Origin of the sequence: Citrobacter sp. RHBSTW-00986, from assembly GCF_013783065.1 — a bacterium.
GTDB classification, from domain to species: domain Bacteria; phylum Pseudomonadota; class Gammaproteobacteria; order Enterobacterales; family Enterobacteriaceae; genus Citrobacter; species Citrobacter braakii.
In genome coordinates this window covers 3,393,992-3,413,301 of record NZ_CP056200.1, presented here as the reverse complement: position 1 = coordinate 3,413,301, position 19,310 = coordinate 3,393,992, and the positions used below count along the sequence as shown (strand labels likewise).

Annotated in this window: 19 protein-coding genes; 2 read left to right on the top strand and 17 right to left on the bottom strand. The window is 53.2% G+C overall.

From position 1 onward, the window contains the following. The 4 genes from mrdA to HV345_RS16665 form a co-directional block, all read right to left on the bottom strand. A complete protein-coding gene (mrdA, locus tag HV345_RS16680) occupies positions 1-1,902 on the bottom strand; it encodes a peptidoglycan DD-transpeptidase MrdA (protein WP_016152233.1) in 1,902 nt (633 codons plus the stop codon). A 30-nt stretch (positions 1,903-1,932) separates the two neighbouring features. Further along, the gene (gene rlmH, locus HV345_RS16675) at positions 1,933-2,400 is read right to left on the bottom strand and encodes a 23S rRNA (pseudouridine(1915)-N(3))-methyltransferase RlmH (protein WP_003022725.1); all 468 of its coding nucleotides are present in this window, start codon (positions 2,398-2,400) and stop codon (positions 1,933-1,935) included. A gap of 3 nt (positions 2,401-2,403) precedes the next feature. Continuing rightward, positions 2,404-2,721, bottom strand: coding sequence for a ribosome silencing factor (gene rsfS / locus HV345_RS16670; RefSeq protein ID WP_003022728.1), 318 nt, complete (start codon positions 2,719-2,721; stop codon positions 2,404-2,406). A gap of 254 nt (positions 2,722-2,975) precedes the next feature. Further along, complete coding sequence (locus tag HV345_RS16665) at positions 2,976-3,587, bottom strand: adenosylcobalamin/alpha-ribazole phosphatase (RefSeq protein ID WP_137381010.1); 612 nt, start codon at positions 3,585-3,587, stop codon at positions 2,976-2,978. A gap of 96 nt (positions 3,588-3,683) precedes the next feature. On the opposite strand from HV345_RS16665, the gene cobD reads away from it, so the two are divergent. Next, positions 3,684-4,778 (top strand): threonine-phosphate decarboxylase CobD, encoded by a 1,095-nt coding sequence (cobD, locus tag HV345_RS16660; RefSeq protein ID WP_016152235.1) that lies wholly within the window; start codon positions 3,684-3,686, stop codon positions 4,776-4,778. Here the strand turns inward: cobD and nadD are convergent. Genes nadD through leuS form a run of 4 tightly spaced genes read right to left on the bottom strand, consistent with a single transcriptional unit; the run spans position 4,753 to position 9,617 of the window. Next, positions 4,753-5,394 (bottom strand): nicotinate-nucleotide adenylyltransferase, encoded by a 642-nt coding sequence (gene nadD / locus HV345_RS16655; RefSeq protein WP_049259746.1) that lies wholly within the window; start codon positions 5,392-5,394, stop codon positions 4,753-4,755. The genes cobD and nadD overlap by 26 nt on opposite strands. A 1-nt stretch (position 5,395) precedes the next feature. Next, on the bottom strand, positions 5,396-6,427 hold the full coding sequence (gene holA, locus HV345_RS16650; RefSeq protein WP_019076260.1) for a DNA polymerase III subunit delta: 1,032 nt from the start codon (positions 6,425-6,427) through the stop codon (positions 5,396-5,398). Beyond that, positions 6,427-7,020: an LPS assembly lipoprotein LptE gene (gene lptE, locus HV345_RS16645; protein ID WP_016152238.1), complete on the bottom strand. Its 594-nt coding sequence runs from the start codon at positions 7,018-7,020 to the stop codon at positions 6,427-6,429. Before lptE ends, holA begins: the two co-directional genes overlap by 1 nt. A gap of 14 nt (positions 7,021-7,034) precedes the next feature. Next, a complete protein-coding gene (gene leuS, locus HV345_RS16640) occupies positions 7,035-9,617 on the bottom strand; it encodes a leucine--tRNA ligase (RefSeq protein WP_016155970.1) in 2,583 nt (860 codons plus the stop codon). A 235-nt stretch (positions 9,618-9,852) separates the two neighbouring features. Here leuS and HV345_RS16635 point away from each other — a divergent pair, with 235 nt between their 5' ends. After that, positions 9,853-10,335 carry a zinc ribbon-containing protein gene (locus tag HV345_RS16635; RefSeq protein WP_003022748.1) on the top strand — a complete coding sequence of 161 codons (483 nt, stop codon included), beginning with the start codon at positions 9,853-9,855 and terminating at the stop codon, positions 10,333-10,335. A gap of 45 nt (positions 10,336-10,380) precedes the next feature. Here HV345_RS16635 and rihA read toward each other — a convergent pair whose 3' ends face one another. The 9 genes from rihA to HV345_RS16590 all read right to left on the bottom strand — a co-directional run bounded on the left by rihA (position 10,381) and on the right by HV345_RS16590 (position 19,241). Further along, on the bottom strand, positions 10,381-11,316 hold the full coding sequence (gene rihA, locus HV345_RS16630; protein ID WP_046274594.1) for a pyrimidine-specific ribonucleoside hydrolase RihA: 936 nt from the start codon (positions 11,314-11,316) through the stop codon (positions 10,381-10,383). 116 nt (positions 11,317-11,432) lie between these two features. After that, positions 11,433-12,158, bottom strand: a complete 726-nt coding sequence (gene gltL, locus HV345_RS16625) for a glutamate/aspartate ABC transporter ATP-binding protein GltL (RefSeq protein WP_003022754.1) — start codon at positions 12,156-12,158, stop codon at positions 11,433-11,435. Beyond that, the gene (gltK, locus tag HV345_RS16620; protein ID WP_003022757.1) at positions 12,158-12,832 is read right to left on the bottom strand and encodes a glutamate/aspartate ABC transporter permease GltK; all 675 of its coding nucleotides are present in this window, start codon (positions 12,830-12,832) and stop codon (positions 12,158-12,160) included. The genes gltL and gltK overlap by 1 nt, the downstream gene beginning before the upstream one ends. Continuing rightward, complete coding sequence (gene gltJ / locus HV345_RS16615; protein WP_016152241.1) at positions 12,832-13,572, bottom strand: glutamate/aspartate ABC transporter permease GltJ; 741 nt, start codon at positions 13,570-13,572, stop codon at positions 12,832-12,834. Before gltJ ends, gltK begins: the two co-directional genes overlap by 1 nt. 288 nt (positions 13,573-13,860) lie before the next feature. Continuing rightward, a complete protein-coding gene (gene gltI, locus HV345_RS16610) occupies positions 13,861-14,769 on the bottom strand; it encodes a glutamate/aspartate ABC transporter substrate-binding protein GltI (protein ID WP_047359493.1) in 909 nt (302 codons plus the stop codon). A 357-nt stretch (positions 14,770-15,126) separates the two neighbouring features. Then, positions 15,127-16,665, bottom strand: coding sequence for an apolipoprotein N-acyltransferase (lnt, locus tag HV345_RS16605; protein ID WP_094760687.1), 1,539 nt, complete (start codon positions 16,663-16,665; stop codon positions 15,127-15,129). 24 nt (positions 16,666-16,689) lie between these two features. Continuing rightward, positions 16,690-17,568, bottom strand: coding sequence for a CNNM family magnesium/cobalt transport protein CorC (gene corC, locus HV345_RS16600; protein WP_005121418.1), 879 nt, complete (start codon positions 17,566-17,568; stop codon positions 16,690-16,692). 162 nt (positions 17,569-17,730) lie between these two features. After that, positions 17,731-18,198, bottom strand: coding sequence for an rRNA maturation RNase YbeY (ybeY, locus tag HV345_RS16595; RefSeq protein WP_003835559.1), 468 nt, complete (start codon positions 18,196-18,198; stop codon positions 17,731-17,733). Beyond that, positions 18,195-19,241 carry a PhoH family protein gene (locus tag HV345_RS16590; protein ID WP_019076268.1) on the bottom strand — a complete coding sequence of 349 codons (1,047 nt, stop codon included), beginning with the start codon at positions 19,239-19,241 and terminating at the stop codon, positions 18,195-18,197. Before HV345_RS16590 ends, ybeY begins: the two co-directional genes overlap by 4 nt. Positions 19,242-19,310 lie beyond the last annotated feature (69 nt).

The following is a 19,310-nucleotide window of genomic DNA, read 5'->3' as shown; positions in this document are numbered from 1 at the left end:
TTATTGGTCCTCCGCTGCTGCAACCGCTGGGTTTTCCGCAGGCAGATTGGTGTTGTTGTCGCCCAACATAATATGGTCAAGGATCTGGCGCATAATGGTACCCACTGCCGGACCCGCACCGCCGTTTTCAAGGATCATGGCGACAGCGACCTGGGGTTTATCATAGGGGGCGAAGGCCGTCATCAGCTTGTGGTCACGTAAACGCTCGGCGATCTTATGCGCGTTATAGGTTTCATTAGCTTTCAGGCCAAAGACCTGCGCGGTACCGGATTTCGCCGCAATTTTGTAAGGCGCGCCAGCAAAATACTTATGCGCAGTTCCGTTAGGGCGGTTCGCAACACCGTACATACCGTCTTTCGCTATTTCCCAGTAACCAGAATGAATATCGCCAACGGGCGGTTCGTGCGGCTGTACCCACGGCACCTGCTTGCCGTTTTCTGCCGTGCTCATCAACAGATGCGGGACTTTTATCAAACCGTCGTTGATAAGGATCATCAGCGCTTTACTCATCTGGATTGGGGTTGCTGTCCAGTAACCCTGGCCGATGCCGACGGGAATGGTATCACCCTGATACCATGGCTTTTTAAACCGTTTTTGCTTCCACTCGCGGGTTGGCATATTGCCGGAGCGCTCTTCGGCAAGATCGATGCCCGTATATTTGCCGTAGCCAAATTTGCTCATCCACTCGGAAAGCCGGTCAATCCCCATATCATAGGCGATTTGATAGAAAAACGTATCCGCGGACTCTTCCAGAGAGCGGGTGATGTTCAGATGGCCGTGCCCCCACTTTTTCCAGTCGCGGTAACGTTTTTCAGAGCCCGGTAGCTGCCACCAGCCCGGATCGAACAGGCCGGTATTGCGGGTGATAACGCCTGCGCTTAACGCAGAAACCGCAACGTAAGGTTTAACCGTCGAAGCAGGGGGGTAAACACCCTGTGTGGCGCGGTTAACCAAGGGGGTGTTCGGGTCATTGAGCAACCCGGAGTAATCTTTACTGGAGATACCATCCACGAACAGATTCGGGTCATAGCTCGGCATAGATACCAGCGCCAGAACGCCACCGGTACGCGGGTCGGTAACCACCACGGCGGCACGACTGCCCGCCAGCAGCGTTTCAATATACTGCTGGAGTTTCAAATCAAGGGTGAGATAGATATCGTGCCCGGCCTGCGGCGCCACTTCTTTCAACTGGCGAATGACGCGGCCGCGGTTGTTCACTTCTACTTCTTCATACCCGGTTTGGCCGTGAAGCACGTCCTCATAATAGCGTTCAATACCCAGCTTGCCGATGTCATGCGTTGCCGCGTAGTTAGCCAGCTTGCCGTCTTTGTCCAGGCGGTCCACGTCTTTATCGTTGATCTTCGATACGTAGCCAATTACGTGGGTCAGCGCAGAGCCGTATGGGTAATAGCGGCGTTTATAGCCTTTAACTTCGACGCCAGGAAAGCGATATTGATTCACGGCAAAGCGTGCGACCTGAACTTCAGTCAGGTTGGTTTTTACCGGAATTGAGGTGAAACGGTGTGAACGGGCGCGCTCTTTTTTAAAGGCAGCAATATCGTCGTCCGTCAGGTCTACGACGTTACGCAGCGCGTCGAGGGTATCCTGAATGTTGTCTACCTTTTCCGGCATCATTTCTATCTGATAAATGGTGCGGTTAAGGGCGAGAGGAATTCCGTTGCGGTCATAAATGATGCCGCGACTCGGCGCGATAGGCACCAGTTTGATGCGGTTTTCGTTCGAACGGGTCTGATAATCAGTGAAGCGAACGATTTGCAGATTATAAAGGTTGGCGATCAGCACGCCGGTTAGCAGCAAAATCCCCAAAAAAGCGACCAGCGCCCGGCGCACAAACAGCGCGGACTCAGCCGAATAGTCGCGAAAAGAATTCTGTAGTTTCATCCGCTGCTTAATCTACTCAAGAATCAATGATCACTCACGGTGATAAGGATGGTTGGTGGTAATGCTCCACGCCCTGTACAGACTCTCCGCGACCAGAACCCGAACAAGAGGGTGTGGAAGGGTTAATGCAGAGAGTGACCAGCTTTGTTCCGCTGCCGCTTTACAGGCAGGAGAGAGACCTTCCGGCCCGCCAATTAACAGGCTGACGTCACGACCGTCCAGTTTCCAGCGCTCCAGTTCGGTCGCCAGCTGCGGCGTGTCCCAGGGTTTACCCGGGATATCAAGGGTGACGATGCGGTTTTTGCCTGCGGCAGCCAGCATCTGCTCACCCTCTTTGTCGAGAATGCGTTTGATGTCCGCGTTCTTGCCGCGCTTTCCTGCCGGGATTTCGATCAGCTCAAAGGGCATATCTTTCGGAAACCGACGGAGATACTCGGTAAATCCGGTTTGTACCCAGTCAGGCATTTTCGTACCCACAGCGACAAGTTGCAGCTTCACGCATTAACTCCAGAGTTTTTCCAGTTCATACAGGCGACGACTCTCTTCCTGCATCACGTGGACAATCACATCGCCGAGGTCAACGACGATCCAGTCAGCGACATTCTCGCCTTCCACGCCGAGCGGCAGCAGGCCAGCAGTGCGGGACTCCTGAACCACGTGGTCTGCAATAGACATAACGTGACGGCTGGATGTACCGGTGCAGATAATCATGCAATCAGTGATGCTGGATTTGCCCTGAACGTCTAAGGCGATGATGTCTTGACCTTTCAGGTCATCAATTTTGTCGATTACAAAATCCTGGAGTGCTTTACCCTGCAAGTGTTCCCCCTGGGTGAAAAGAGTTAAAAACGTCTGTTAGTATACCTGAACCAGAGGCGATATCGGGACAAATGTCTCCGAATGCGCTTGTGAAGTGCGCTATCATCCCACCCCACGCCACAGAATGCATCGCCATTTTTGTAAAACAATTTCTGCAAAGCTCTGAAGGGTGGGAAAAGTCAGGCTGCGGAGAATAACAGCCTGTCATGGGGTGTCAATGGGAGAGAGGCCCTTCGGCATAAAAAACAGCGCTTTCACTCCCCGTCGCGCCATACGGCCCGGCTGTTAAGCACTTTCAGAACCGCAAAATCGTCACAAAAATCAATTGCGCTCCAGCAGCCTTGTTCGATGCGGAAATGCCACATTGCCGCAGCGGGCATGGACAGCAGACGGGCGATCAGCACGCTCAGCACGCCTTGATGACTCACCACCAGCAGATTTTGGCACGCTTTATAATCAGCAAGCTGGGCAATGAAACGTTCCACTCGCTGGGAAAACGCCTGAAAACCTTCGCCATTGGTGGGCGTCGCATTCTGCCAGTCGTTACACCATACGGCGTAATTTTCGGCGTCTTCGCGCGCCAGATCGCGATGGTGACGCATTTCCCAGTCACCAAAAAACATCTCATTAAGCTCAGGCATGTTGCGCACAGGAACTTCACGTTCTGCCAGAATCAACTGCGTTGTATGGCGGGCGCGTTCCAGTTCGCTGCACAGAACGTTGTCGACAGGGACATTGCGTAACAGCGTACCCAGCGTTTGCGCCTGAGCGATCCCCCGTTCCGTTAGCGGTGTGGGGGCGTGGCCGCTATATAAACCAGCGACATTGGCTTCGGTTTCGCCATGACGTACTAACCAGAGTCTCATGTTTTCCTCGTGAGGCTATTCGCACAAAATATGATGTTTGCCCTGATTGCGCAGTGATTTTTCACTAAAATACCCTTTTTTACGTGGAGCGGCACGATGTCTTTATTGAAGAGCGCACATGGCGGTAACACCCGAGAAGCCGCCGAATTGTTGGGCATCTTGCCTGAGCAGTTGCTGGATTTTAGCGCGAATATTAACCCGCTGGGTATGCCAGTAAGTTTAAAACGGGCGATTATCGACAATCTGGACTGCACGGAGCGTTACCCGGATGTAGATTACGCGCAACTGCATGCCGCGCTGGCGGAGCATCATCAAATTCCGTCCTCGTGGATCCTGGCCGGGAACGGTGAAACCGAATCCATTTTTACCCTGGTGCATGGCCTGAAGCCACGCCACGCGATGATCGTGACGCCCGGGTTTGCGGAATATCGTCGGGCGCTGCAATGGGGAGAGTGTACGATCCATGAGTTTGCGCTGTGCGAAGACGATGGCTGGCAGCTTACCGATGCGATCCTCGATGCGTTAACGCCTGAGCTGGACTGCCTGTTTCTCTGTACGCCCAATAATCCCACCGGGTTGTTGCCCGAAACCCGCCTGCTGCGTGAAATTGCCACGCGTTGTGAGTCGCTGGGTATCGCCCTGATCCTTGATGAAGCGTTTATCGATTTTATTGCCGGGGAGTCGGGGTTTATCCCGTTACTGCACGAGAACCCGCATATTTGGGTGCTGCGTTCGCTCACCAAGTTCTATGCGATCCCGGGACTGCGTCTGGGGTATCTGGTCAACAGTAACGAACAGGCGGTTGCACAGATGCGCAGCCAACAAATGCCGTGGTCAATTAATGCGTTTGCTGCCCTGGCAGGCGAGATTATCTTACGCGATAGCGCATATCAGCGGGCGACGTGGAAATGGCTGGAACAAGAGGGGGAGCGGTTTGATCAACAACTGCAAGATCTGCCCGGCCTGACGGCGTATCCCGGCCGGGCAAATTATCGTTTATTACGCTGCGATAATGCGGATATGGATCTGCAACTCGCGTTGCTGAAACAGCATGTCTTGATTCGCAGTTGCGCCAATTATCCGGGGCTGGATGCGCGCTATTATCGGGTAGCCGTTCGCAGCCAGGAAGAGAATAACCACCTGCTGACGGCCTTACGCAAGGCGCTTAGCGGTACAGTCCCTGTTGATTGATATAGTCAAGCACCGCGTCTGGCATCAGGTCGTCGCACGGCTCGCCCTTTTCCAGGCGCTCACGGATGAGCGTGGCGGAGATGTTAAACCACGGCGTTTCGGCCAGGTAAATTTTCCCGCAAGGCAGGTTGTGCAGGTCATCTGCTGAATGGGTCAGATGATCCTCCAGCCATTGCTGGTGTTTTTCCTGTGCCATTTCGAGTGGATAGCCCGGACGTCGGCACACGATGAGGTGGGTATTACCCAGAATCGTGTGGTAGTCATGCCAGGAAGGGAAGGTAAGCAGCGAATCCTGACCAATGATAAACGCTAATGGCACGTTCGGGCCTTGCTCCTCGCGCCACTCTTTTAGCGTTTGCGCGGTGTAGGAGGCGGTATCGCGTTTCAGCTCGCGTTCATCCAGGGAAAACAGCGGCTTATCAGCAATGGCCAGTTCAACCATACGCTTACGTTGCTCAGCGGACGCTTCGGGCTGCGCACGATGTGGCGGCACGTTATTGGGCATGATGATGACCCGGGAAAGGCCAATCAGATTCGCCAGAATTTCAACCGGTTTAAGATGACCGTAATGCACCGGATCAAAGGTGCCACCGAACAGAGCCTGCAATGATTTCATATCAACCATCAATAAAAACATCGGCCAGCGATTTATGACAGAGCAAAAGGGAAAGCCCCTCAAGTTCCGCCCACACTGACTGACCATAGTCTTGTTTAAGCGTAATTTCCGTACGCGTTAAAAGCGTAACAGCCTGACGCAGTTGCGCCGGGTTCAGCCGGTTTAGCGCATCTCCCATCATGCCCCGGCGATTTTGCCACACCCGGTGTTTATCAAACAACGTGCGCAAAGGCGTATGGGCCGACTGCCGTTTTAAGTTAACCAGCAACAGCAACTCACGCTGGATCGTACGCAGCAAAATAACCGGCTCGCTACCTTCCAGGCGTAACTGCTGCAGAATGTGCAGCGCGCGTTTGCTTTTGCCCATTAGCAGCGCGTCTACCCAGTGGAATGGGGTAAAGTGCGCGGCATCGTTAACCGCTTTCTCCACGCGAGGCAGCGTTAGCTTGCCGTCAGGCCAAAGCAACGCTAATCGTTCCAGCGCTTGCGCCAGTGCTAACAAATTACCTTCATAGCAATAGCACAAAAGCTGATTGGCCGCGTCATCCAGTTGCAGGTTGTTAAGTTTCGCCCTGGCGGCAACCCAGCGAGGAAGCTGTGCTTGTTCCGGCGTCTGGCAGCTTACCTGAACCGCGTTATTTGCAAGCCCCGTATACCATGCGGCGTTTTCCTGTGCCCTGGTGAGTTTGTTGCCGCGAACTATCAGCAGCAGATCGTCATGTAACAGAGTGACGAGTGACGCGAGCTGTTCATTAATGGCGGCATTAGGGCCATTTTCAGGCAACTGCAGAAGCAGGGTTTGACGGCTGGCAAACAGGCTCATCGCCTGGCAGAGTGAAAAAATCTCTCCCCAGTCGGTGCTGTTGTCCAGAGTGAAGGCGTGGTGTTCTTCGAATCCTTGCGTTGCGGCAGCCTGACGGATGGCATCCTGGCTTTCCTGCAATAAGAGGGGATCGTTGCCCAAGAGTAAATACGCCGCGCGCAGCCCTTCATTGAGCTGTGCGCGGAGTTGTTCAGGGTACAACTTGAGCATCAGTTACCCAGCGTGGTGGAGACACGCGCCGGAGATGACGCAGGCGCTGCGGTTTTATTCACCGCAGGCTCAGCATCAGCATTGGATGACTGAGTATCGGCCAGATGTACGCTTGGCAACTTACGAATCAACTGTTCAGCCGCTTTGTCATACATCTCTTTTATGATCATGTCCTGCTCGTTATCCTTCGCCAGTGCAGCCTGTGGGTTGTCAAAGAACGAACGATAAACTTTGGCGCTGATTGGGTAAATATCATGACCTGGAATCAGCACAGTAGCACTTACGGACATCACCATCTGGTATTCAGCCGTTTGACCGTTCTGGAATACCGATGCCGTATCTTGCGAAAGGCTGACCGCACCCAGACGTAAGGATGTCACATCTTTACGCATGGTACCGTCTTCAAGCAGCGTAACGCCGTTCAGACGCAGCTGATTACGCACCGCGCGGCTTAACGGGCCGTTCGGATCGCCAGAGTTCAGGATCATGGTTTTCATTGAGGGTGGAACCTGCGTAGTACTACGCAGATGCCAGCCACACCCGGCGGTGACAAGCACCGCCAGCGATAACAACAATGTTGTCAGAAGTCGCACGCTTCCTCCCGCGCTTAGCCAACGACCAGATTGAGGAGTTTACCCGGTACATAAATCACTTTACGTACGGTAACGCCATCAAGATATTTTGCCACCAGATGCTCCTGGCCAGCACGTTCACGAACCTGCTCTTCAGTGGCGTTTACCGGAACGGTGATTTTGCCACGTACTTTGCCGTTTACCTGAACCACAACCAGCGTTGAGTCTTCAACCATTGCTGCTTCGTCCGCCACCGGCCACGGCGCGTTGTCGATATCGCCTTCGCCTTTCAGCGCCTGCCACAGGGTGAAGCATACGTGTGGGGTGAACGGGTTAAGCATGCGTACAACAGCCAGCAATGCTTCCTGCATCAGGGCTCTGTCCTGCTCGTCTGCCTGCGGTGCTTTCGCCAGCTTGTTCATCAGCTCCATAATCGCCGCAATCGCGGTGTTAAAGGTCTGACGACGACCGATATCATCGGTGACTTTAGCAATGGTTTTATGCACGTCGCGACGCAGCGCTTTTTGATCTTCGCTCAACACATCAACGTTCAGGGCAGCAACATCTCCCTGGGACGTATGTTCGTAAACCAGTTTCCAGACACGTTTCAGGAAGCGGTTCGCCCCTTCAACGCCGGACTCCTGCCATTCCAGCGTCATATCAGCCGGAGAAGCGAACATCATGAACAGACGTACGGTGTCGGCGCCGTAGCGTTCAACCATGACCTGCGGGTCGATACCGTTATTTTTCGACTTGGACATCTTGCTCATGCCGGTATACACCAGTTCATGGCCTTCTGCGTCCTTAGCCTTAACGATACGACCTTTTTCGTCACGCTCAACGATGGCATCAACCGGAGAAACCCAGTTACGTTCGCCGTTGGCGCCAACGTAGTAGAACGCATCGGCCAGAACCATCCCCTGACACAGCAGCTGCTTAGCTGGTTCATCAGAGTTGACCATGCCTGCGTCGCGCATCAGTTTGTGGAAGAAGCGGAAGTAGAGCAGGTGCATGATGGCGTGTTCAATACCGCCAATGTAGATATCAACTGGCAGCCAGTAGTTCGCCGCGTCGGAATCCAGCATACCTTCCTGATACTGCGGGCAGGTGTAGCGCGCGTAGTACCAGGACGACTCCATAAAGGTATCGAAGGTGTCAGTTTCACGCAGCGCAGGCATACCGTTAACGGTGGTTTTCGCCCACTCCGGATCGGCTTTGATTGGGCTGGTAATACCGTCCATGACTACGTCTTCCGGCAAAATAACCGGCAGTTGGTCTTCTGGCGTTGGCAGGACGGTACCGTCTTCCAGCGTCACCATCGGAATCGGCGCGCCCCAGTAACGCTGACGGGAAACACCCCAGTCACGCAGACGATAGTTAACTTTACGCTCACCCACGCCTTTAGCTACCAGCTTGTCAGCAATGGCGTTGAAGGCCGCTTCGAAGTCGAGGCCGTCAAACTCACCGGAGTTAAACAGCACGCCTTTTTCGGTCAGCGCTTGTTCAGACAGATCCGGCTCTGCGCCTTCAGCTGTCAGAATTACCGGCTTGATGGTCAGGCCATATTTGGTCGCAAATTCGTAATCGCGCTGATCGTGACCCGGAACGGCCATAACTGCGCCTGTACCGTATTCCATCAGCACGAAGTTTGCCGCCCAAACCGGGATCTCTTCGCCAGTCAGCGGGTGAACGGCTTTGAAACCAGTGTCGACGCCTTTCTTCTCCATGGTCGCCATTTCGGCTTCAGCAACCTTGGTGTTGCGGCATTCGTCAATGAAGGCAGCCAATTCTGGGTTATTTTCAGCGGCTTTCTGCGCCAGCGGATGACCTGCAGCAACCGCCAGGTAGGTCGCACCCATAAAGGTGTCCGGGCGTGTGGTGTAGACGGTCAGCGTGTTGTCGTAACCGTTCACATCGAAGGTGATTTCCACGCCTTCAGAACGGCCAATCCAGTTGCGCTGCATCGTTTTCACGGTGTCAGGCCAGTGATCCAGGTTATCCAGATCGCGCAACAGTTCGTCAGCGTAAGCGGTGATTTTGATGAACCACTGCGGGATCTCTTTACGCTCAACTTTGGTGTCGCAACGCCAGCAGCAGCCGTCGATAACCTGTTCGTTCGCCAGTACGGTCTGGTCGTTCGGGCACCAGTTAACGGCAGACGTTTTCTTGTACACCAGCCCTTTTTTGTACAGTTCGGTGAAGAACTTCTGTTCCCAGCGGTAGTATTCCGGGGTGCAGGTCGCCAGCTCACGGCTCCAGTCGTAACCGAAACCCAGCATTTTGAGCTGGTTTTTCATGTATGCAATGTTGTCATACGTCCACGGTGCCGGGGCGGTGTTGTTTTTAACCGCTGCACCTTCGGCAGGCAGGCCGAACGCATCCCAGCCAATTGGCTGAAGTACGTTTTTGCCCAGCATGCGCTGATAGCGGGCAATCACGTCGCCGATGGTGTAGTTACGTACGTGGCCCATGTGTAGTCGACCAGAAGGATAGGGAAGCATAGACAGGCAGTAATACTTCTCTTTGCTCTCGTCTTCGGTAACTTCAAATGTGCGCTTCTCATCCCAGTGAAGCTGTACTTTGGATTCTATCTCTTCCGGGCGGTATTGCTCTTGCATGGCAGCCAGTGGTCCTGTTTTCAATACAGCTACAAACGTAGCTCTAGATGTGGTGTTTTAGATCCGCATAGCATAGCCCAAACGCCCGCGCCAAAACAGCCTTTCGCGCATTCAACGTTGAATTCCCGTAAGGATAATTCTTGCACGAATTTACACACTCTGTGGACAGTCTTGCAAAGCGTAGCGTAAATAACGTCTATTATTATAGACAGTTAACGACCCAGGAGGCGAAGCGATGAACAAGGTTGCTCAATATTACCGTGAACTGGTGGCTTCACTGAGTGAACGCCTGCGTAATGGCGAACGCGATATTGATGCGTTGGTGGAACAGGCGCGTCAGCGCGTTATGCAGACCGGGGAGTTAACGCGCACCGAGGTGGAAGAGCTCACCCGGGCCGTCAGACGCGACCTGGAAGAGTTTGCTCTGAGCTATGAAGAAAGCCTCGATGAGGAGACCGACAGCGTCTTTATGCGGGTAATCAAAGAGAGTATCTGGCAGGAACTGGCCGATATTACCGATAAAACGCAGCTCGAATGGCGCGAAGTGTTCCAGGACCTCAGCCATCACGGGGTTTATCACAGCGGCGAGGTGGTCGGGTTGGGCAATCTGGTGTGCGAGAAGTGCCACTTCCATTTAGCGGTGTACACTCCTGATGTGCTGCCGCTATGCCCGAAATGCGGACACGATCAGTTCCAGCGTCGACCGTTTGAGCCGTGATAATGTTGCCGGATGCGACGCGCTGCGTCTTATCCGGCCTACGCATTAGGCGTAAAACTTCAACCGTTCTGCCAGCAGATCGACAAAACCTTCGCGATCCACGTCCACCATTACGGTGGCGTTTGGCTTATTGCCGCTCAGGAAGTAGTAGTCAACCACGGTCATTCCCTGGGTGTATTTGCCCTGAGTTTCCACACCAACCCAGCGTTCAACGGTGGTAAACAGTTCAGGTTTCAGCAGCCAGGCAATGGTGCATGGATCGTGCAGCGGCGCGCCAATAAATCCCCATTTTTCATCTTTGTGATATTCAAAGAAGAAGTCGAGTAGCTCAGCAACGATTGTCGAAATGGGATTGCCGATAGCGCGGAACCGTTCGGTATCTTCACGATGTATTTGCGCTTTATGCGTGACATCCAGTCCAGCCATCACCACCGGAATGCCCGACTGGAACACGATCTCAGCGGCTTCTGGATCCACGAAGATGTTGAACTCAGCGGCGGGCGTCCAGTTTCCGAGGCCCATTGCACCACCCATGATCACGATACGGGCGATTTTGGGGTGCAGTTCAGGATGGCTATTCAGTAGCAATGCCACGTTAGTTTGCGGCCCGGTGGAGACAATCGTCACCGGTTCCTGACTGTTACGCAGGGTTTTCGCCATCAATTCCACGGCGGTACAGTCCTGTGGAGCAAAAGCGGGTTCAGGCAGCGCCGGGCCATCAAGCCCGCTCTCACCGTGGACGTTATCGGCAATTATCAGGTCGCGCATCAGCGGTTTGACTGCGCCACCGGCCACTGGGATATCCGTGCGGTTGAGCAACGTTAACATACGCAATACGTTACGCAGTGTTTTGTCGGGGGTCTGGTTACCGGCAGAGGAGGTTATCGCTTTCACATCCAGTTCAGGTGAAGCGAGGGCGAGAACAATTGCGATAGCGTCGTCATGACCTGGATCGCAATCAAACAGGATAGGAAGTGCCATTGTTGCTCCTTGTAAGTGGGACTTTGTGACAAGGTTAACGCTGGGCTGTGCCTGTTTCGAGAAGTGAAGAGATAAATCGTGAGGTGGCGCGCACATGGAGGTGCGCGCCAGCAAGATTAGTGCAGGATTTTCGCGAGGAAGTCTTTGGCACGGTCAGATTTTGGATTAGCGAAGAACTCTTCTTTCGGTGAGTCTTCAACAATCTTCCCTTCATCCATGAAGATCACCCGGTTCGCCACTTTACGCGCAAAGCCCATTTCGTGGGTAACCACCATCATGGTCATCCCTTCATTGGCCAGTTCAACCATGACGTCCAGTACTTCGTTGATCATTTCTGGGTCGAGTGCTGACGTCGGTTCGTCAAACAGCATAGCGATAGGATCCATGCACAGCGCCCGGGCGATGGCGACACGCTGTTGCTGGCCCCCGGAGAGCTGAGCTGGAAACTTCTCGGCATGCGCTGACAGACCAACGCGTTCCAGTAACTTTTGCGCTTTGTCGCGGGCCGGCTTTTTATCGCGTTTAAGCACTTTTACCTGCGCCAGAGTCAGGTTCTCAATAATCGACAGATGCGGGAACAGTTCAAAGTGCTGGAACACCATGCCAACGCGAGAGCGCAGTTTGGCCAGATCGGTCTTTTTATCATTCACCACGGTACCATCAACGGTGATGACGCCCTGTTGTACCGGCTCCAGCCCGTTCACCGTTTTGATAAGCGTTGATTTACCTGAACCTGACGGGCCGCAGACCACCACCACTTCACCTTTTTTCACTTCCGTGGAGCAGTCGGTCAGCACCTGAAAGTGACCATACCATTTAGAAACATTTTTCAGGGTAATCATTAAACTGTCCTTTTCTTCAAATAGCTGACCAACAACGATGCGCTCAGACTGAATACAAAATAAACGGCGCCAGCAAACAGGATCATTTCAACCTGCGTGCCGTCACGCTCACCAATGGTGGAGGCGGTACGGAAGAAGTCTGCCAGACTCAATACATAGACCAGCGAGGTATCCTGGAAGAGTACGATGCCTTGGGTAAGCAGCAGCGGCACCATCGCGCGAAATGCCTGCGGCAGAATAATGAGCTTCATTGACTGCCAATGGGTCATCCCCAGCGCCAGCGCGGCACTGGACTGCCCGCGAGAAATACTCTGGATACCGGCGCGGATAATCTCGGAATAGTACGCGGCTTCAAACATCGAAAATGCGACCATCGCTGAGATCAGGCGAATATCGGTTTTTGGCGACAGACCCAGCACGTTTTGCAGGAAGCCGGGCACAATCAGGTAGAACCACAGCAGCACCATCACCAGCGGAATGGAGCGGAATACGTTGACGTAGCCCTTCGCAAACCAGGCAATCGGCGCGAAGCTGGACAGACGCATTACTGCAAGGATGGTCCCCCAGACGATACCAATGACGACTGCCGTGACGGTGATTTTCAGCGTGATGATCAGCCCATCCAGCAGATACGGCAGGGAAGGGACGATAGAACTCCAGTCAAATTCGTACATTATTTGCCTCCCAAATTGCCAGGCAGGCGGATTTTGCGTTCGACGAGATTCATCACCAGCATGATGACGGCGTTAATCAGTACGTAGGCCAGAGTGATGGCCGTAAACGATTCCCATGCGTGGGCGGAGTAATCCAGTAGTTTACCCGCTTGCGCAGCCATATCGACCAGGCCGATAGTGGAGGCGATCGCGGAGTTCTTTACCAGGTTCATCATCTCTGAGGTCATTGGCGGAACAATCACGCGGTAAGCGTTTGGCAGCAGAACATAGCGGTAGGCCTGCGGCAACGTCAGTCCCATCGCCAGCGCGGCATTTTTCTGTCCGCGAGGCAGAGACTGAATAGCAGCACGAACCTGTTCGCAGACTCGCGCAGCGGTAAACAGCCCCAGACAAAGCATGGATGAGAGGAAGAACTGAATGTTGGGATCCAGTTCTGACTTAAACCACATCCCGATGTTTTCCGGCAGCAGTTCAGGAATGACCAGATACCAGGTAAAAAACTGGACGATGAGCGGAACGTTACGAAACAGCTCGACGTACAGCGTGCCGATCCCGGAAAGGAAACGATTTGGTACGGTACGTAAGATGCCGAATAAAGAGCCGATGAGGAAAGCGATAACCCAGGCGGTGATAGATAACGCGACAGTGACCTGGAAACCACTCCAGAGCCAGCCGAGATAGGTGGTGTTGCCGAACGGGGCTTGTTGTAAAAAAATACCCCAGTTCCAGTCTATAGACATAAATCTACTCCAGAAAAAAAAGGGTAGCAGCGCTACCCCCGAAGATTGTTATTCAGCGTTTTGCGGTTTTCAGGCCTGATGGGGAACGACCATCAGGCTTATAGTCTGTCCGTGCTGAGTAGCAATCGAGAGGGAGGGGAAGCCTCCCTGATTACACTTCATCCTTCAAGATATCTCGTTGTTGGCTGCCTTTATTCATCCCGGTTACTTACTCATGTAAGCGCCCGGGAATTCGCTCAGTTGCCGCCTCGATATAACTTGAAAGGTTTTGTGTACTCTTCTAATTAATTAGTTAAGCGCTTTATCATTCGGTTCTTTGAACAGGGCTTTCATCTCGTCTGACAGTTCGAAATTCATGTTCAGATTCTTCGGTGGAATTGGATTTTTAAACCACTTATCAAACCATTTCTCAGCTTCGCCTGAGGTCTGCGCCTTGGCGATAGTGTCATCCATCAGCTTTTTGAACTGAGGGTCATCTTTACGCAGCATGCAGCCGTAAGCTTCCTGAGACTGTGGCTTGCCGACGATCTCCCAGTTGTCTGGTTTCTTCGCCTTCGCGCGCTCGCCAGCCAGCAGGGCGTCATCCATCATAAAGGCAACGGCGCGGCCGCTTTCCAGAGTACGGAAAGAGTCACCGTGGTCTTTCGCGCTGATGATGCGCATATCCATTTTTTGTTCTTCATTCAGCTTGTGCAGCAGCACCTCTGAGGTGGTACCCGAAGTCACGACTACGGCTTTACCTTTCAGATCGGCGAAATCTTTGACGTCGCCGCCTTTTTTCGCCAGCAGACGAGTACCAACAACGAAAATGGTGTCAGAGAAAGCCGCTTGTTTTTGGCGCTCGACGTTGTTGGTGGTGGAGCCACATTCAAAGTCGAAGGTGCCGTTTTGCAGCAGCGGGATACGGTTTTGTGAAGTAATCGGGATCAGTTTCACCTGCAGGTCAGGCTTGTTCAGCTTTTTCTTCACGGCTTCAACGATCGCGTTGGAGTAATCCTGTGAATAACCGACCACTTTTTGCTGGTTATCGTAGTAAGAAAACGGTACCGATGATTCACGGTGGCCGACCACAATCACGCCGTTTTTGGCGATCTTGTCCAGCGTGCTGCCTGCCGCTGGTGCTGCGTCTTCTGCGTGCGCCAGACCGGCGGACAATCCCATGACCAGCATGGCAGTGGCGAGCTTACGTAATTGCATATCCAACTCCTTTATCGTCTGCGCCAGGGACGCATTGATACCCATTGTGATGTTGTTATTGTTTGCTACTGAAACGTGCAGTCTTGTATATGTTTGTTAACATTTAGTTTGGATGAATGTAAAGAATTTGCTGTTTTATTGTTTATTTTTGCGAAGTGCGCCGCACCATTTGGGGGCAAAAATATCTTGTTGCACTTTTCAGGTGCTACCGGCGCTCAACGTTGGTGCGACCAGGTTGCACATTCAGCCAAAACTGCATTTGTCTTGTAGAACAAAGCAATAGACGTGCCAGAATGGGGATCGGGAAATGTTTTGTGGGCCGGATAAGCGAAACGTTATCCGGCCGGGAAAGGAAGGTTACTTACGACGTTGGCGCAGGCTCATTACCACCGCACCAAAGCCAAACAGCGCGGTAAGCAGCCAGAGCGGCCAGTTACCGGTACGGGCATAAGGGGTTAAGCCCGTCGTTGGCGTCACGCTGGTGGTCAGGACCTGGCGGGTAAACTGCGGGATCATCGCCTGAATCTCACCCTGTGGACCAATCACCGCCGTAATACCGTTGTTGGTGCTACGCAGCAGAGGGCGCGCCAGCTCGAGGGAACGCATACGCGCCATCTGGAAGTGCTGCCACGGGCCGATGGATTTACCAAACCAGGCATCGTTGGAAATCGTCAGCAGGTAGTCCGTATCCGGGCGGAAATTATCCCGTACCTGTTCGCCAAGAATGATTTCATAGCAGATGGCAGCCGTCAGCTTAAAGCCGTGCGCATGCAGCTGTGGCTGCACATAAGGCCCACGGCTGAAAGACGACATTGGCAGGTCAAAGAACGGCGCTAACGGGCGTAGGATCGATTCCAACGGGACGAATTCGCCAAACGGTACCAGATGGTTTTTGTTGTAGCGGTTGCTGGAGTCGTAACTGTACGGGCTGTCTTTACCCAGCGTGATGATGGTGTTGTAGGTGTCGTAACGATTCTGCTTGTTCAGACGTGCGTCAACGATACCGGTAATCAGCGTGCTGTTTTTCGATCTCAGCAGGTCATCCATCATACCCAGAAAACGCTGCTGATTAATTTCCAGGTCCGGAATAGCGGATTCTGGCCAGATGATCAGCTGTGATTTGCCCATCTCAGGCTGGGTGGCGTCGAGATAAATCTTCAGGGTGTTGAGTAACTGACCTTCATCCCATTTGAGCGACTGCGGAATGTCACCTTGCACCATCGAGACCTGAGTGGTTTTTTCCGGCTCAAGCGTGTACCACTGGATATAGCGCAGCGGAAAGGGCAGAGCAAAGAGCACTAGCGCGGCAATCAGCGGCTTCCAGTTACGCGTCACCAGCGCCAGCGCCAGCAGGCCGCTAACCACCATCAGCAGGAAGTTAATCGCCTCAACGCCCATCACCGGAGCCAGCCCTTTTAACGGACCGTCGATCTGACTGTAGCCGAACTGTAGCCACGGGAAGCCGGTCAGTACCCAGCCGCGCAGGAATTCGGTTATTTGCCAGACGACCGGCGCGGCAATCGCCACGCGTATCCAGGTGGTTTTCGGCCACAGACGCGCCAACACGCCGGCAAACAGGCCGGTGTAGAGGGAAAGGTATGCGGCAAGCAGAACCACGAGGAACACATTAATGGGGCCCGGCATACCGCCAAACTGCGCGATGCTGACGTAAACCCAGTTGATGCCGGAGCCAAACAGCCCCAATCCCCAGAAGTAGCCGATTGCGGCAGACTGGAGCGGACGGCGATTGAAGGTAAGAGCCTGCAGGCCCATCAGCGAAACAATCGCAGCGGGCCAGATGTCATACGGAGAGAAAGCCAGCGTCCCGCAGGCACCGAATAATAACGCCAGCAGCAGGCGAATGCGCTGGCGTTCAATTAATGGGGCAAATGCCATGTAGTCTTAGATCCAGTTTCGGGTTTATTCGTCCAGTTTGGGCTGGGGTGAGTCGTCCGGAATTCTGACATGAACCTGAATAATACGACGGCTGTCGGCCATTGCCACTTTGAACTGGTAACCATCAATGTCGATAGTCTCCCCGCGCGCGGGCAGATGACCAAAGGCCTGCATGACCAGCCCGCCGATGGTATCTACTTCTTCGTCGCTAAAATGGGTGCCGAAAGCGTCGTTGAAGTCTTCAATCGGCGCCAGAGCGCGAATGGTCCAGGTGTGGCGACTGAGCTGACGGAAATCGATATCGTCTTCTTCGTCGTACTCATCTTCAATTTCACCCACGATCAGTTCAAGGATGTCCTCAATGGTCACCAGACCTGAGACACCGCCGAATTCGTCGATGACGATAGCCATATGATAACGCTGGGAGCGGAACTCTTTCAGCATGCGGTCAACTCGCTTGCTTTCAGGTACGACAACCGCCTGGCGTAACACTTTCTCCATGCTGAAGGCTTCGGCATCGCTGCGCATAAACGGCAGCAGATCTTTGGCCATCAGAATCCCTTCAATGTGATCTTTGTCTTCGCTGATCACCGGGAAACGCGAGTGGGCAGACTCGATAATGACATCGAGACATTCGTCCAGGGTCTGGTTGCGTTTCAGGGTAATCATCTGAGAGCGAGGGATCATGATGTCGCGCACGCGTTGGTCCGCAATATCCATCACCCCTTCGAGCATATCGCGCGTATCTTCATCGATAAGGTCGTTTTGCCCGGAATCACGGATCAGCTCCAACAGTTCGTCGCGGTTTTTTGGTTCACCGTGGAAAAGTTGGCTCAGTAACAGGGAGAAAAATCCCTTTTTGCTGTTTAAGGTGTCACTACTGTGTGAATTGTCGTCGCTCATGGCGTCGTATGGGTTCTCATGTTAGTTAATACAAAGCTCGTCATGCGTATATTCAGCTGTTGACGGCATGTCTCTTCATCGTACTTCAAACCAGGTAAGCCGGATAAGGCGCAATACCTGATGGCGGCTGCGCCTTATCAGGCTTACAAGATTTCGAAATGCTTATTCTTTCTCGGCAATGTACGGATCCTCATAGCCCAGAGCAAGCATAATCTCTGTTTCGAGGGATTCCATCTCTTCCGCTTCATCGTCTTCGATGTGGTCGTAACCGAGTAAATGCAGGCTACCGTGCACCACCATGTGCGCCCAGTGGGCCTCAAGCGGTTTGCCTTGTTCCTGCGCTTCTTTCTCGACTACCTGACGGCAGATGATCAAATCGCCCAGCAGCGGCATTTCAATGCCCGGCGGGGCTTCAAACGGGAAAGAGAGTACGTTGGTTGATTTATCTTTCCCGCGATAGGTCAGGTTCAGCTCGTGGCTTTCCGCGTCATCGACCAGACGAATGGTAACTTCAGACTCTTCCTGAAACTGTGGGATCACCGCATCCAGCCAACCCTGAAACTGACTTTCTGTTGGTAAACCGGATTCGTCTTCACATGCCAGCTGTAAATCGAGAATAACCTGACTCATTTTTGTTCCTGCTCCTGAGCTTCGCGCTTGCGTTCTGCAGCCAGCTCGGCTTTGCGTTTCTGTTCTGCTTCTTCCCAGGCTTCATACGCCGTGACGATACGGGCGACCACCGGGTGGCGAACCACGTCTTCGCTATGGAAGAAATTAAAACTAATTTCGTCGACTTCAGCCAGTACTTCAATGGCATGACGCAGACCGGATTTGGTGCTTCGCGGCAGGTCAATCTGGGTGATATCGCCGGTGATAACCGCTTTGGAGTTAAAGCCGATACGGGTCAGGAACATTTTCATCTGTTCGATGGTGGTGTTCTGGCTCTCATCAAGAATGATGAACGCATCGTTTAACGTACGACCACGCATGTAGGCCAGCGGCGCAACTTCAATGACGTTACGCTCAATCAGCTTTTCGACCTTCTCAAACCCGAGCATTTCGAACAGTGCGTCATACAGCGGTCGTAAGTAGGGATCGACTTTCTGGCTGAGGTCACCCGGCAGGAACCCGAGTTTTTCGCCCGCTTCCACTGCCGGGCGGGTCAGCAGAATTCGACGGATCTCCTGACGCTCAAGCGCATCGACCGCAGCGGCAACCGCAAGATACGTTTTACCTGTACCCGCAGGGCCAACGCCAAAGGTGATGTCGTGGTCGAGGATATTCGCAATGTATTGTGCCTGGTTCGGCGTACGCGGCTTAATTACCCCGCGCTTGGTTTTGATGTTCACCGCTTTGCCAAATTCCGGCACGCTGTCTGCGCTTTGCTCAAGCACTCGCGCTTCTTTAATTGCCAGATGAATTTGTTCAGGCTCAATGTCCTGCGTCTGACCGCGCATTGGGGCAGTATCGACGTACAGGCTACGTAAAATATCTGCCGCCGCGGTGACGCAAATTGGACGGCCGGTCAGCTTAAAGTGGTTATCACGGCGGTTAATTTCGATGCCGAGGCGACGTTCCAGCTGCTTGATGTTGTCATCAAATGGGCCGCAAAGGCTCAACAGGCGGGCATTGTCTGCGGGTTCAAGGGTGATTTCACGAGTGTCTATGTTCAAACTGTTCCTCTTTTGCATGTCTTGCCGGACGCTGAACATTTACCGGCATCTAAGGAAATTATTCACGCC